The 16,671-nt window shown below is 36.1% G+C and carries 7 protein-coding genes and 1 other RNA gene; 1 reads left to right on the forward strand and 7 read right to left on the reverse strand.

Going from position 1 to position 16,671, the window contains the following annotated elements; genetic code table 11:
* Positions 1-26: 26 nt before the first annotated feature.
* From LPB136_RS04785 to LPB136_RS04815, 7 genes are all read right to left on the reverse strand, one after another.
* Entirely contained in the window at positions 27-551 is a 525-nt protein-coding gene (locus tag LPB136_RS04785; RefSeq protein ID WP_072555036.1) for an Fn3-like domain-containing protein, read from the reverse strand.
* Between the two features lie 284 nt (positions 552-835).
* The gene (locus tag LPB136_RS04790) at positions 836-9,352 is read right to left on the reverse strand and encodes a DUF11 domain-containing protein (RefSeq protein WP_072555037.1); all 8,517 of its coding nucleotides are present in this window, start codon (positions 9,350-9,352) and stop codon (positions 836-838) included.
* Between the two features lie 77 nt (positions 9,353-9,429).
* Positions 9,430-12,270, reverse strand: a complete 2,841-nt coding sequence (locus LPB136_RS04795; RefSeq protein ID WP_072555038.1) for a DUF7507 domain-containing protein — start codon at positions 12,268-12,270, stop codon at positions 9,430-9,432.
* Positions 12,271-12,430: 160 nt separating this feature from the next.
* Complete coding sequence (gene rny / locus LPB136_RS04800) at positions 12,431-13,996, reverse strand: ribonuclease Y (RefSeq protein WP_072555039.1); 1,566 nt, start codon at positions 13,994-13,996, stop codon at positions 12,431-12,433.
* 51 nt (positions 13,997-14,047) lie between these two features.
* Positions 14,048-14,173: non-coding RNA, 6S RNA (gene ssrS, locus LPB136_RS04805), on the reverse strand.
* Positions 14,174-14,228: 55 nt separating this feature from the next.
* Positions 14,229-14,519, reverse strand: coding sequence for a cell division protein ZapA (locus tag LPB136_RS04810; RefSeq protein WP_072555040.1), 291 nt, complete (start codon positions 14,517-14,519; stop codon positions 14,229-14,231).
* A gap of 16 nt (positions 14,520-14,535) precedes the next feature.
* Positions 14,536-14,826: a hypothetical protein gene (locus LPB136_RS04815; RefSeq protein ID WP_072555041.1), complete on the reverse strand. Its 291-nt coding sequence runs from the start codon at positions 14,824-14,826 to the stop codon at positions 14,536-14,538.
* Between the two features lie 156 nt (positions 14,827-14,982).
* Between LPB136_RS04815 and LPB136_RS04820 the strand changes: the two genes are divergently transcribed.
* Positions 14,983-16,671 carry a M23 family metallopeptidase gene (locus LPB136_RS04820; RefSeq protein WP_072555042.1) on the forward strand — a complete coding sequence of 563 codons (1,689 nt, stop codon included), beginning with the start codon at positions 14,983-14,985 and terminating at the stop codon, positions 16,669-16,671.

Raw genomic sequence — 16,671 nt, forward strand, 5'->3', positions numbered from 1 at the left:
TAATTTTATTTTAAAAACTTTAATACTTATCTCAATTCAGGATCAGGTACATAAGTTTTTAAACTAACTGAAGTTATTACGCTATTACATTCTTTAGACATAACACTTACTTTGGAGCACTTCCAATAATTTTTTACGTTTTTATTTGGTGCTTTAAATGTTACTTTTAATTGCTTTTTTTCTCCAGGAAGAATATTAATTTCCTTAAAAGATTTATTATTATAGGTTATCGTAGATGATATACTTACGGGCAACATATTTTTCGAGTGAAAAGATTTTGCTTCTTTTATATTTTTAAGGCAAGTTTCAACATCTTCATTTATACTAATCAAATAGACTGAAGGCTTTTTAGATAAATTAGTAAGGAGTAGTTTATAACTAACGTTTTCTTTTGACAAAGATTTCTTAGTTTTATTTCCTATAACTTCTAATTTAGCTAGGCAATTGGTTTTGTTTTGAAATTTTTCTACTGAAGGTTTAGTATAAGTTACTCCACTTACACTAACAAGAACTAAAAGTACTAACCCTAATAATTTTACTACCCTTTTCATAATAAATCATTTTATCAATTATTATTCTTATCAATAAAATTCTTAAATAAAATTGTCTTGTTTTTTAAAACAAATTCTGTACTTAAGAACCTAGGGGAACTAAATACGGGGAAACAACCTAATAAGGGTATAGGTTTAATCGGGGAAATAGGGATAAAACTTAGAGTATTATAAGAAGATTACAACATTTTGTTGTGGGGAAAGAAAAATAATTCTCCTTATTGTTAGTCAAATGTATAGATAAATTAGAAATAATTATAGGGTGATTTTCCCCATTTTAATACCTAATTACCACTATTAGGAGTAGAATCTGGGTCTAATTGGTTATTTTGTGTTACTTCTGAAACATTAGTAATTGTACCAACTCTTGCTACTATAGCTGCAATTTTCAATTCTATTGTTTGACCATTTGGCACAGTAATATTACTTAAATCCCAAATATTAGTAATAGTATTATATGTTGTTCCTGCAGGGATAATTGAATTACTAGCATCATATTGAAGTCCAAATGGGAGTATATCTGTAACCTGAACACCAAAAGCTTCTTCAGGTCCATCATTTTTCAATCTTACTGTATAAATGATTCTATCTCCAACTTTGACGATAGCATTATTAACTGTTTTTGTTATGCTTAAATCAGCAGTACAAGAAGTTACTATTACATTCTGATTTGCCGTTGTTGAATTTCCACTGGCATCCGTAAATGTCCAAGTAACAACTGTAGTTCCTAAAGTCGTGATTGGAAACGTTGTCGTTGTTGTTCCATTGATGGTCGCTGGATCACAAGCATCTGTTGTGGTTGGCGTCGTTGGTGTTCCACTACACTCAAAAGTCTCGTCTGCTATTGTTGGCGTTACTGGAGCTGTCGTATCTTGAACAATTACATTCTGATTTGCCGTTGTTGAATTTCCACTGGCATCCGTAAATGTCCAAGTAACAACTGTAGTTCCTAAAGTCGTGATTGGAAAAGTTGTTGTGGTTGTTCCGTTGATGGTCGCTGGATCACAAGCATCTGTTGTGGTTGGCGTCGTTGGTGTTCCACTACATTCAAATGTCTCATCTGCAATGGTTGGTGTTACTGGTGCTGTCGTATCCTGAATAATTACATTCTGATTTGCCGTTGTTGAATTTCCACTGGCATCCGTAAATGTCCAAGTAACAACTGTAGTTCCTAAAGTCGTGATTGGAAACGTTGTCGTTGTTGTTCCGTTGATGGTTGATGGGTCACATCCATCTGTTGTGGTTGGCGTCGTTGGCGTTCCACTACACTCAAAAGTCTCATCTGCAATTGTTGGTGTTACTGGAGCTGTTGTATCTTGAACAATTACATTCTGATTTGCCGTTGTTGAATTTCCACTGGCATCCGTAAATGTCCAAGTAACAACTGTAGTTCCTAAAGTCGTGATTGGAAACGTTGTCGTTGTTGTTCCATTGATGGTCGCTGGATCACAAGCATCTGTTGTGGTTGGCGTCGTTGGTGTTCCACTACACTCAAAAGTCTCGTCTGCTATTGTTGGCGTTACTGGAGCTGTCGTATCTTGAACAATTACATTCTGATTTGCCGTTGTTGAATTTCCACTGGCATCCGTAAATGTCCAAGTAACAACTGTAGTTCCTAAAGTCGTGATTGGAAAAGTTGTTGTGGTTGTTCCGTTGATGGTCGCTGGATCACAAGCATCTGTTGTGGTTGGCGTCGTTGGTGTTCCACTACATTCAAATGTCTCATCTGCAATGGTTGGTGTTACTGGTGCTGTCGTATCCTGAATAATTACATTCTGATTTGCCGTTGTTGAATTTCCACTGGCATCCGTAAATGTCCAAGTAACAACTGTAGTTCCTAAAGTCGTGATTGGAAACGTTGTCGTTGTTGTTCCGTTGATGGTTGATGGGTCACATCCATCTGTTGTGGTTGGCGTCGTTGGCGTTCCACTACACTCAAAAGTCTCATCTGCAATTGTTGGTGTTACTGGAGCTGTTGTATCTTGAACAATTACATTCTGATTTGCCGTTGTTGAATTTCCACTGGCATCCGTAAATGTCCAAGTAACAACTGTAGTTCCTAAAGTCGTGATTGGGAAAGTCGTTGTAGTAGTTCCGTTGATGGTCGCTGGGTCACATCCATCTGTTGTGGTTGGCGTCGTTGGCGTTCCACTACACTCAAAAGTCTCATCTGCAATTGTTGGTGTTACTGGAGCTGTTGTATCTTGAACAATTACATTCTGATTTGCCGTTGTTGAATTTCCACTGGCATCCGTAAATGTCCACGTTACAACTGTGGTTCCTAAGGTCGTGATTGGAAAAGTTGTTGTGGTTGTTCCGTTGATGGTCGCTGGATCACAAGCATCTGTTGTGGTTGGCGTCGTTGGTGTTCCACTACATTCAAATATCTCATCTGCAATGGTTGGTGTTACTGGAGCTGTCGTATCCTGAATAATTACATTCTGATTTGCCGTTGTTGAATTTCCACTGGCATCCGTAAATGTCCACGTTACAACTGTGGTTCCTAAGGTCGTGATTGGGAAAGTCGTCGTAGTAGTTCCATTGATAGTTGCTGGATCACAAGCATCTGTTGTGGTTGGCGTCGTTGGTGTTCCACTACACTCAAAAGTCTCATCTGCTATTGTTGGCGTTACTGGTGCTGTCGTATCCTGAATAATTACATTCTGATTTGCCGTTGTTGAATTTCCACTGGCATCCGTAAATGTCCAAGTAACAACTGTAGTTCCTAAAGTCGTGATTGGAAAAGTTGTTGTGGTTGTTCCGTTGATGGTTGCTGGATCACAAGCATCTGTAGTGGTTGGCGTTGTTGGTGTTCCGCTACACTCAAAAGTCTCATCTGCAATCGTTGGTGTTACTGGAGCTGTCGTATCTTGAATGATTACATTCTGATTTGCCGTTGTTGAATTTCCACTCGCATCAGTAAATGTCCACGTAACAACTGTAGTTCCTAAAGTCGTGATTGGGAAAGTCGTTGTAGTAGTTCCGTTGATGGTCGCTGGATCACAAGCATCTGTTGTGGTTGGCGTCGTTGGTGTTCCACTACATTCAAATGTCTCATCTGCAATGGTTGGTGTTACTGGAGCTGTCGTATCTTGAACAATTACATTCTGATTTGCCGTTGTTGAATTTCCACTGGCATCCGTAAATGTCCAAGTAACAACTGTAGTTCCTAAAGTCGTGATTGGAAAAGTTGTTGTAGTAGTTCCATTGATAGTTGCTGGATCACAAGCATCTGTTGTGGTTGGCGTCGTTGGTGTTCCACTACATTCAAATGTCTCATCTGCAATGGTTGGTGTTACTGGAGCTGTCGTATCTTGAACAATTACATTCTGATTTGCCGTTGTTGAATTTCCACTGGCATCCGTAAATGTCCAAGTAACAACTGTAGTTCCTAAAGTCGTGATTGGAAAAGTTGTTGTAGTAGTTCCATTGATAGTTGCTGGATCACAAGCATCTGTTGTGGTTGGCGTCGTTGGTGTTCCACTACATTCAAATGTCTCATCTGCAATGGTTGGTGTTACTGGAGCTGTCGTATCTTGAACAATTACATTCTGATTTGCCGTTGTTGAATTTCCACTGGCATCCGTAAATGTCCAAGTAACAACTGTAGTTCCTAAAGTCGTGATTGGAAAAGTTGTAGTTGTGGTTCCATTGATGGTCGCTGGATCACAAGCATCTGTTGTTGTTGGCGTCGTTGGTGTTCCACTACACTCAAAAGTCTCGTCTGCTATTGTTGGCGTTACTGGTGCTGTAGTATCCTGAATAATTACATTCTGATTTGCCGTTGTTGAATTTCCACTGGCATCCGTAAATGTCCAAGTAACAACTGTAGTTCCTAAAGTCGTGATTGGAAAAGTTGTTGTGGTTGTTCCGTTGATGGTCGCTGGATCACAAGCATCTGTTGTGGTTGGCGTCGTTGGTGTTCCACTACATTCAAATGTCTCATCTGCAATGGTTGGTGTTACTGGAGCTGTCGTATCTTGAACAATTACATTCTGATCCGCGGTTGTTGAATTTCCACTGGCATCCGTAAATGTCCAAGTAACAACTGTAGTTCCTAAAGTCGTGATTGGAAAAGTTGTTGTAGTAGTTCCATTGATAGTTGCTGGATCACAAGCATCTGTTGTGGTTGGCGTCGTTGGTGTTCCACTACATTCAAATGTCTCATCTGCAATGGTTGGTGTTACTGGAGCTGTCGTATCTTGAACAATTACATTCTGATTTGCCGTTGTTGAATTTCCACTGGCATCCGTAAATGTCCAAGTAACAACTGTAGTTCCTAAAGTCGTGATTGGAAAAGTTGTTGTAGTAGTTCCATTGATAGTTGCTGGATCACAAGCATCTGTTGTGGTTGGCGTCGTTGGTGTTCCACTACATTCAAATGTCTCATCTGCAATGGTTGGTGTTACTGGAGCTGTCGTATCTTGAACAATTACATTCTGATTTGCCGTTGTTGAATTTCCACTGGCATCCGTAAATGTCCAAGTAACAACTGTAGTTCCTAAAGTCGTGATTGGAAAAGTTGTTGTAGTAGTTCCATTGATAGTTGCTGGATCACAAGCATCTGTTGTGGTTGGCGTCGTTGGTGTTCCACTACATTCAAATGTCTCATCTGCAATGGTTGGTGTTACTGGAGCTGTCGTATCTTGAATGATTATATTCTGATTTGCCGTTGTTGAATTTCCACTGGCATCCGTAAATGTCCAAGTAACAACTGTAGTTCCTAATGTTGTGATTGGAAAAGTCGTCGTAGTAGTTCCATTGATAGTTGCTGGATCACAAGCATCTGTTGTGGTTGGCGTCGTTGGTGTTCCACTACATTCAAATATCTCATCTGCAATGGTTGGTGTTACTGGAGCTGTCGTATCTTGAACAATTACATTCTGATCCGCGGTTGTTGAATTTCCACTGGCATCCGTAAATGTCCAAGTAACAACTGTAGTTCCTAAAGTCGTGATTGGAAAAGTTGTTGTGGTTGTTCCGTTGATGGTCGCTGGATCACAAGCATCTGTTGTGGTTGGCGTCGTTGGTGTTCCACTACATTCAAATGTCTCATCTGCAATGGTTGGTGTTACTGGAGCTGTCGTATCTTGAACAATTACATTCTGATTTGCCGTTGTTGAATTTCCACTGGCATCCGTAAATGTCCAAGTAACAACTGTAGTTCCTAATGTTGTGATTGGAAAAGTCGTCGTAGTAGTTCCATTGATAGTTGCTGGATCACAAGCATCTGTTGTGGTTGGCGTCGTTGGTGTTCCACTACACTCAAAAGTCTCGTCTGCTATTGTTGGCGTTACTGGTGCTGTAGTATCCTGAATAATTACATTCTGATTTGCCGTTGTTGAATTTCCACTGGCATCCGTAAATGTCCAAGTAACAACTGTAGTTCCTAAAGTCGTGATTGGAAAAGTTGTTGTGGTTGTTCCGTTGATGGTCGCTGGATCACAAGCATCTGTTGTGGTTGGCGTCGTTGGTGTTCCACTACATTCAAATGTCTCATCTGCAATGGTTGGTGTTACTGGAGCTGTCGTATCTTGAACAATTACATTCTGATTTGCCGTTGTTGAATTTCCACTGGCATCCGTAAATGTCCAAGTAACAACTGTAGTTCCTAAAGTCGTGATTGGAAAAGTTGTTGTAGTAGTTCCATTGATAGTTGCTGGATCACAAGCATCTGTTGTGGTTGGCGTCGTTGGTGTTCCACTACATTCAAATGTCTCATCTGCAATGGTTGGTGTTACTGGAGCTGTCGTATCTTGAACAATTACATTCTGATTTGCCGTTGTTGAATTTCCACTGGCATCCGTAAATGTCCAAGTAACAACTGTAGTTCCTAAAGTCGTGATTGGAAAAGTTGTTGTAGTAGTTCCATTGATAGTTGCTGGATCACAAGCATCTGTTGTGGTTGGCGTCGTTGGTGTTCCACTACATTCAAATGTCTCATCTGCAATGGTTGGTGTTACTGGAGCTGTCGTATCTTGAATGATTATATTCTGATTTGCCGTTGTTGAATTTCCACTGGCATCCGTAAATGTCCAAGTAACAACTGTAGTTCCTAATGTTGTGATTGGAAAAGTCGTCGTAGTAGTTCCATTGATAGTTGCTGGATCACAAGCATCTGTTGTGGTTGGCGTCGTTGGTGTTCCACTACATTCAAATATCTCATCTGCAATGGTTGGTGTTACTGGAGCTGTCGTATCTTGAACAATTACATTCTGATCCGCGGTTGTTGAATTTCCACTGGCATCCGTAAATGTCCAAGTAACAACTGTAGTTCCTAAAGTCGTGATTGGAAAAGTTGTTGTGGTTGTTCCGTTGATGGTCGCTGGATCACAAGCATCTGTTGTGGTTGGCGTCGTTGGTGTTCCACTACATTCAAATGTCTCATCTGCAATGGTTGGTGTTACTGGAGCTGTCGTATCTTGAACAATTACATTCTGATTTGCCGTTGTTGAATTTCCACTGGCATCCGTAAATGTCCAAGTAACAACTGTAGTTCCTAATGTTGTGATTGGAAAAGTCGTCGTAGTAGTTCCATTGATAGTTGCTGGATCACAAGCATCTGTTGTGGTTGGCGTCGTTGGTGTTCCACTACACTCAAAAGTCTCGTCTGCTATTGTTGGCGTTACTGGTGCTGTCGTATCCTGAATAATTACATTCTGATTTGCCGTTGTTGAATTTCCACTGGCATCCGTAAATGTCCACGTAACAACTGTAGTTCCTAATGTAGTAATTGGAAAAGTTGTTGTGGTTGTTCCATTGATGGTCGCTGGATCACAAGCATCTGTTGTGGTTGGCGTCGTTGGTGTTCCACTACATTCAAATGTCTCATCTGCAATGGTTGGTGTTACTGGAGCTGTCGTATCTTGAATGATTATATTCTGATTTGCCGTTGTTGAATTTCCACTGGCATCCGTAAATGTCCAAGTAACAACTGTAGTTCCTAATGTTGTGATTGGAAAAGTCGTCGTAGTAGTTCCATTGATAGTTGCTGGATCACAAGCATCTGTTGTGGTTGGCGTCGTTGGTGTTCCACTACACTCAAAAGTCTCGTCTGCTATTGTTGGCGTTACTGGTGCTGTCGTATCTTGAACAATTACATTCTGATCCGCGGTTGTTGAATTTCCACTGGCATCCGTAAATGTCCAAGTAACAACTGTAGTTCCTAAAGTCGTGATTGGAAAAGTTGTTGTGGTTGTTCCGTTGATGGTCGCTGGATCACAAGCATCTGTTGTGGTTGGCGTCGTTGGTGTTCCACTACATTCAAATATCTCATCTGCAATGGTTGGTGTTACTGGAGCTGTCGTATCTTGAACAATTACATTCTGATCCGCGGTTGTTGAATTTCCACTGGCATCCGTAAATGTCCAAGTAACAACTGTAGTTCCTAAAGTCGTGATTGGAAAAGTTGTTGTGGTTGTTCCGTTGATGGTCGCTGGATCACAAGCATCTGTTGTGGTTGGCGTCGTTGGTGTTCCACTACATTCAAATGTCTCATCTGCAATGGTTGGTGTTACTGGAGCTGTCGTATCTTGAACAATTACATTCTGATTTGCCGTTGTTGAATTTCCACTGGCATCCGTAAATGTCCACGTTACAACGGTAGTTCCTAAGGTCGTGATTGGAAACGTTGTTGTGGTTGTTCCATTGATGGTCGCTGGATCACAAGCATCTGTTGTGGTTGGCGTCGTTGGTGTTCCACTACACTCAAAAGTCTCGTCTGCTATTGTTGGTGCTACTGGAGCTGTAGTGTCAACTTCGTCTATAGTAATAGAACCTAAATCAACTGGACATTGATTATTTCCCCATCTTGTCCATATGTTATAGGTTCCTGGCGCTAAAGAAGAATAAGTCACACTTCCACTTGCATCACTTGGAGCAGGAGATTCATATGAAGCTTGATTATCTAAACTAAATTCAATATTTGTTCTTGCAGTATTATCTAGAAATGAAAATGTAATAGTTCCATTATCCTGGTTACATTCGCTATCAGTTTTAGTAACTGTTACATCAGGAGCACTTCTATAGGTTACTCTTACAACATCTGTATCTGTACAACCATTTGCATCTGTTACAGTTACTGTATAGTTTACATTTTGATTTCCATCACCTCCAGTTTTTGTATGTACAAAAGATTGTGTTTGCCCAGCTCCTAAACCATTATCCCATGAATAGGTAAGTCCCGTTCCGTTTGCTGTTGCAGATAAATTTGTTGTTTCTCCTTCACATAAGGTAATATTTGGGCCTGCATTTGCATTAATATTTGTTACTGTAATAGCAACAGTATAACTTATAATACATAAAGGATCTTGATTTGCTGTATCTTGACCTATAAGACTCCAAGTTCCTATAGGATTATCTCCAATATAACTTGATAAACCTGGTGCGCCGAAAGATCCGCTAACCGGTGTGCCTGATGGAGATCCTCCTGAACTATTAAAAGCTGTTGTTACATTATTAATACTTGTACTTCCTGACCAAGTACCTGTTGCAGCAAGAGTTGTGTTTCCTATTGGCCCTGAAATTATAAATCCGGTTTCATTATGATAAGAATTTCCCGTATTAGGAGATGCGCAAGAACCATCTGTTTTGTTCCAAGTAATAATTACAGAGACACTTTCTACAACACATCCACTTGGAAAATCTGAAGCTGCAAATACAACCCCAGGTAATGTCTCTGTTTCTCCATCAACAGTAACAATACCACCAGAATACGTTTTAGTAACTGTTTGGGCTGAAATTCCAAGGACATTTACTAAAAATAGAAAAAATATAATTTTTTTAAAACTAATTATCTTCATATTACATTGGAAATAATAAACTTATTATAATTCAATCAAAAATACAAATTATTATTATTAGTAAAATATATTTCCTTTTAATTACCGCTATTGGGCACAGAATCAATATCTAGTTGATCATTTTGCTTAACTTCCGCTGTATTAATAATAATTCCAGCTGAATTTATTACAGCTGCCAAATTTAAAACTATAGTTTCTCCATTATTGAATGTTATACCGCTTAAATCCCAGACATTTGCAATAGTATTATATGTTGTACCAGCTGGAATTGTTGATAGAGCAGCTCTATAAATCACCCCATTAGGTAAAACATCTATAACTTGTACATTTGTTGCATCAAAAGGTCCATTATTTTTTAAAGTTAATGTATAAATAATTACTGACCCTATTTTTGGAATTGCATTATCGACTGTTTTTGTTAAATTCAAATCAACAGAAATTAAATCAACTGAATCTGATGATGAGTTGGTCTTTGTTAAACTATTAGTCTGATCTCCACTAGCAGTTGCAGTGTTATCTACCTTTCCATTTTGGAAATTAGCCAAAGTAGTAATATAACTAGCATTGTAAATCCATGTTTCTCCTACATCTAATTTATTATCATTATCAGTATCACCACTTGTTGGCCCGGATATATTTCCTCCTAGTAATGGATCATTAACAATAACGTTTTCTAATTCAACTTCTCCAGGATTTGTAACTGTAAAAGTGTAATTAACTAAGTCTCCTATTTGAGTACCATTTCCACCATCATTAAAAGTACCTTCTTTGGTTAACGCTATTTCACCATTAAGTATAGTTACTGGCTCAGTTAAATCGTCTGGAGTAATATTAGGCACTGGCTCTGTAGAGTCTGATGTATATGTTATTGTATTAGTAGCTGTTACTCCACCTGATTCATCTTTTGCTTTAGCTACAATAGTAATAGTGAAAATTTGGCTAGGATTTATAGTTCCTATATTCCAATTTGGACTTGTCCAAGTTCCAGATCCAGGACTGGGTGTTCCACTAACTAAATCAAATTGACTTGGTAGCACATCATTAATCACTAAATTATTTACTGGATCTACTCCAAAACTTCTTACTGTAATAGTAAAAGTAACTTCATCGCCTTCTAAAATAGGGTCAGCATTATCTATTTTTGTCACTTGAATATCAGGATCACATGTATATAAAGTTACTACTCCTGAGTCATAAGAACAAGTTCCTTTTGTAACTCTAACAAAGTAATCTCCAACACCTTCCGTATTTGGATTAAAAGTTTGAGATGTAGCACCTGGAATTAGTACATCATTTTTATACCATTGATATGCTTGAAAATCTCCTGTTACTTCTTCCAAGTTAGAACCAGGAAAACAACCTCCACCAGTAATATCTATAAAAACCTGTGGTACTGTATCAAATCCTGAAAAATAACCTGCTAAACCAGCATTAGCCCCTAAACTCATAAATGTTCCAACACTTATTGGTCCAGGAGTTACAACAGATATTTCTCCTGTTAGGTCGTCATTTGGAGGGGTTCCGTTTCCTTTACTTACATAAACAGTTTTCCAATCTGAGGTTCCTGTAACAGGAACAGAAACTACATTTGCTAATGGAATTCTAGTTCCGTTTTCATAAACTTCAATATCTCCATCTGCAGTTAATGTACTTACTGTAATTGTTAATGCAGATATATTAGAATCTACACCTGCTATTCGATGAATTTGTGGTACTTCATTTAGGGTATCAGGTAATAAACAATTTACTGGCGCAATAAAATTCATACCTAAAGTTTGCCTTCCAGACGCTCCTGATAAACACTGATATGCATAGGTATTTTTACTAGTTGTTACATGCATATTTGCACCAACTAAATTATTAGAATAATTTGAACCTGGTATTACTAAATAATCTCCATTGTTAATTGTCCCAATTAAATTACCTCCTGCAAATACTTGTGTACCATCTTCAGTAGCAACTATAACAGGAAATTCTCCTTCATTAGATGTATTACCATTACCTCTTACAAAAACATATTCTCTTCCTAAAACATTTGTAGAAACCGGTTGATCTATACCAACATCTCTACTTCCACTACCTGAGGCTACACCAAAATTTAATCCACCATTCACAATAGCTATATTTCTTGTTGCTGTAATAGTGGCACCTAACCAACCATTTTGGTTTGCTGCTGTTTCTGTTTGCTGCGCTTCTAACACATAAGTTTCACCGGCATCAAGGAAAATTTCAAGGTTATCATCTGTTATACCGTCGGGATCTGTTTCTTCTCTAAATTCACAACCTGGATCGTAACCAAATATGTTTACTCTTGTGCCATCTTCAGTAGCCATAATACCTAAACTAGTGCTTAAGTTACCATTTGTTGCAGTATTTGGTATTCCTCCCCATCTAAAATCTACTCCTAAAGCTTTAATTCCTTTACATGTTAAAGACCCTGCTTGAGAACCTGAACGTCCTCTATAATTTACATAAAATTTTTGTCCACCAGGTGCTTCAAATCGTAAACCTGAATTGGTTAAAACTCTACCTGTATTACCATTAGTTACAAGTGTTATATTATTATTTCCATTTGTTAAACCTCCAGTTGTAAATGGATCTGTATCTGTATCTCCTGTACTATTTATAATATGAGGGTTGGTATTAGATAAATTTGTAATTACTTTCCAAGGTGTAGTACTTATTCCTCTATATACATTAACAGTAAAAGTTGTTGCTTCTGGAGTTGAAAGATAAATTGCTTGTTCTTTTATTGCTGGAGCGTTTTGATTGTTAGATCTTGTAGGGTTTCTACCATTTGTACCCGCAGTTTGCTTAAGTGGTGGTAAATAATGTTTAAAATCTAATTGAGCAGTAACATTACTTATATTTAAAAATATAAGTGAATATAATAACAATAATAAGCTGCTGTTCTTCATGTCAATTAAATAAACAATATCACATTTACCAATTCGTGCAATAAATATAATTTATAAGACACAAAAATATATAATGAAGTCACAATTACAAGTATTAATACCATAAAAAAAAGGACTGTTTTATAAACAATCCTTAATTATATTTTACTTTTTATAAATTTTACTTAGCTACATTAACAGCTCTTGTTTCCCTAATAACAGTAACTTTAACTTGTCCTGGGTACGTCATATCATTTTGTATTTTCTGAGAAATATTAAATGATAATTCTGCTGCTTTAGTATCATTTACTTTAGCACTTTCTACCATAACACGTAATTCTCTACCAGCTTGGATAGCGTATGCTTTTTGAACTCCGTTAAAACCAAAAGCAATTTCTTCTAAATCTTTTAAACGTTGTATATAAGAATCTAGCACTTGACGTCTTGCACCTGGTCTTGCTCCTGATATTGCATCACAAACTTGTACAATTGGAGAAATTAAACTCTTCATTTCTATTTCGTCGTGGTGAGCACCAATAGCATTACAAACATCTGGTTTTTCACCATATTTCTCTGCCCATTGCATTCCTAATAATGCGTGTGGTAATTCGCTTTCAGTATCTGGTACTTTACCTATATCATGTAATAAACCTGCACGTTTTGCAGCTTTTGCGTTTAAGCCCATTTCTGCAGCCATAATTCCACAAAGATTAGCAACTTCACGAGAGTGCTGTAATAAGTTTTGTCCGTATGAAGAACGATATTTCATTCTACCTACAGCTTTAATTAATTCTGGGTGTAAACCATGAATACCTAAATCGATAACTGTACGTTTTCCAACCTCTATAATCTCTTGATTTATTTGTTTTTCAGTTTTCTTAACAACTTCTTCAATTCTTGCAGGGTGAATTCTACCATCAGTAACTAGTTTATGCATTGATAAACGTGCTACTTCTCTACGAACAGAATCGAAACAAGAAAGTATAATTGCTTCTGGTGTATCATCTACAATAATTTCTACTCCTGTTGCAGCTTCTAAAGCTCTGATGTTTCTACCTTCTCGCCCAATAATACGTCCTTTAACATCATCTGACTCTAAGTTAAATACTGATACACAGTTCTCAACTGCTTGCTCAACACCTACTCTTTGGATAGTTCCTAAAACAACTTTACGTGCTTCTTGTTCTGCGGTTAATTTTGCTTCTTCAATTGAAGTTTGAATAAATGCCATTGCTTCAGATTTTGCTTCATCCTTTAAAGATGTTACTAACTCTGCTTTTGCTTCATCTGCAGATAAACCAGAAATTTGCTCAAGCATATCTACATGACGATTATGCATTTTTTCTAACTCGCCTTCTTTTTTATCTAAAAACTCTAATTTATAATCGAAGTCTTTTTCTTTTTGAGCTAGAGATTTATTAAGTTTTGTACCTTTATCTAATTCAGAAGATACTCTAGATTCTTTATCTCTAATACGTTTTTCAACGTCACCAATTTTCTTTTCTCTAGTTAAAATTACTTTTTCATGCTCAGATTTTAACTCTATAAATTTTTCTTTAGCTTGTAATATTTTATCCTTTTTTATAGATTGAGCTTCTACATTTGCCTCTTTTAAGATGCTTCTAGCCTCCTTTTTTGTTTGTAATATTAATTTATTAGATTTAGATTTCTCTAACATTTTAGCAATCAAAAAACCGATTACTATTCCAACTATTCCTGCAACTGCAAGAAGTACTATTTCGTTCATAATTGTTGATTTATATATAAAAAAAAAAGCCTACATCAGCAAGGTTTTTTAAAACTCCTAAAAAACAGGTTTAGGACTAACTGGCTTATCAAGGATCCGTCTAAGAATTAGTAAACTAATAATAACGGCGTGCTTTCCTAACCAAAACTCATCCTTTTTAAATCTATAACGTTGAGTTTAACAAACAATGTACTAATGTAGGCAGTATTGTAATGTATTTTAAAGAACTTTTTTACTCTAAATGAGAACTTACTATTTTTGTAAGTTCATTTATCTTTTCTAATGCTTCGGTATTTTCTACTTCAGTAATTATTGAAGTTATAGCTGCTTTAGATGCAAATTGTAAGGCACACATTGCCAATACATCTTGTTTATCGCTTACCGCATAATTTTGTTCATATTTAGTAACTAATTCATTAATGCTTTTTGCTGCTTTACGCATACCTTCTTCTTCTTCTGTGTTATTAACACTCAATGGATATGTACGACCAGCTATTACTACATTAACTTTTAATTTTGCCACTTAAAGAACTTTTTTTTTATGAATTTAATTGAAGAATGCATTTATCAATCTCCCTAATTAAAGCATTTATTTTGAGTTTTGTTTCTCTTGTATTTTCTTTACTACCTTCTATAGTTTTAGCAACTTTTAACAAACTATATTGTTCAGCTTGTTTATTAATTTGCTTATCTTTTTCTTTTAATAGATGTTGTAAACTTGTGTTATTTTGTAACAAAGCCTTGTTTTCTTCTTGTAAAAATTCATAATTGTTAAGTAAGTTTTGCAACTTTTCTTCCAATAAATGAATGGCTTTTAACGTATTACTCATCTATCAATTTAATAATAAACTATCCCCCAAATTTAACATTCTCTTCTTAATAAAGCAATAAAATTTTATCTTTTTATTAAACCACTGTTATTCAGAACACTAAGGCCATTATAAATTTGGCACAAATTTAGTACTTTAGCAGTTAAACATTGCACTTTGAAAAAACACATTTTACTTCTATTTATTTTTATGTATTCCTTCGGATTTTCTCAAAAATATCCACAAACCGATTTTGAAAATCCTTTAAAAATTCCGCTTGTATTATCGGGTACTTTTGGTGAGTTGCGTAGCAATCACTTCCACTCTGGTTTAGACATTAAAACACAAGGAAGACAAGGAATTAAAATTTATGCTCCGGCAGATGGTTATGTATCTAGAATTAAAGTTTCTCAATGGGGTTTTGGTAAAGCAATTTATATTACACACTACAACGGTTACACAACGGTTTATGCACATCTTCAAAAATTTGAAGAGCCTATAGAAAAGTATGTAAAAAGCATTCAGTACAAAAAAGAAAATTATCAAACTGGTAATATTTTTCCTTCGGAAGAAAAGTTCCCTGTAAAAAAAGGCGATGTTATTGGTTTTACTGGTGACACAGGTGGTTCTGGCGGTCCACATTTACACTTTGAAATTCGTGATACAGCAACAGAACACATTATAAATCCGATGCATTTTGGAATTTTTCCAGAAGATACAAAATCACCTACTTTACAAAAAGCCAAAGTATATGCTTTAGATAATAATTCTCGTATCAATCAAGCTTCTAAAGATGTTGTTTTAAATATAAAAAATGTTGGCGATAATAAATACGTAACCAATAGAATTACCGCAAATGGTTATATTGGTTTTGGGGTTAATGCTTTTGATAGGTTGAATGGAGCTGCCAACAAAAACGGAATTTACAGTCTAGAAATGAACGTAAACGGGGAACGTTATTATTACCACGATGTAGAAACCTTCTCTTTTGCTGAAAGTAAATTCATTAATCTATTAATTGATTATCCTTTTTATAAAAAATTTAAAAGCCGATTTCAAAAGACACATAAAGTAAAATCTAATAAACTAAGTATTTACAGCGATTTATTAGATAATGGAAAAATTTATATTGAAGACGGAGTAAATTATAACATCGAAATTATTGCTAAAGATTTTAAAGGAAATTCATCTAACTTAAAAATACCCGTAAAAGGAGTTCCAAACAACACTATTTTTTCTTCAAAAGACACAACTGCTTATAAAGTTAAAGCAAAGAATTTTAATAAATTTCAACAAGAAAATGTAACCATTGCTTTTCCTAAAAACACATTTTATAAGGACTTATTTTTAGATTTTAAGGTTGAAAACGGAGTTGCTAAAGTACATGAATCAACGATTCCTTTAGATAAAAAATTTACACTAACTTTTGATGTTTCTTCTTATTCTGGAGCTGAAAAAGAACAACTCTATATTGCCAATGTTACCAATAAAAAATATCCAAGGTACGTTGCAACAAAGAAAAAAGAAACTACATTTTATTGTACAACTAAAACGCTTGGAAGTTATAAATTACTTTCAGATAAAATAAACCCTAAAATTTCATTACTAAATTTTAAAAATGAACAATGGTTATCTAAAGCTAAAACGCTAAAAGTTAAAATTTCTGATATTGGTTCAGGAATTAAAAATTTTAGAGCAACCATAGACGGAGAATGGATTTTAATGGAATACAATCATAAACGCGGAATTTTAACCTATAATTTTAATGATAAAAAGTTGGTTGGCAGCAAACATCTTTTTAAACTTGTAGTCTCTGACAATGTTGGAAATACCAAAAACATTTCTGCAACATTTTTCAGAAAGTAA

Source organism: Tenacibaculum todarodis (assembly GCF_001889045.1).
GTDB lineage: Bacteria > Bacteroidota > Bacteroidia > Flavobacteriales > Flavobacteriaceae > Polaribacter > Polaribacter todarodis.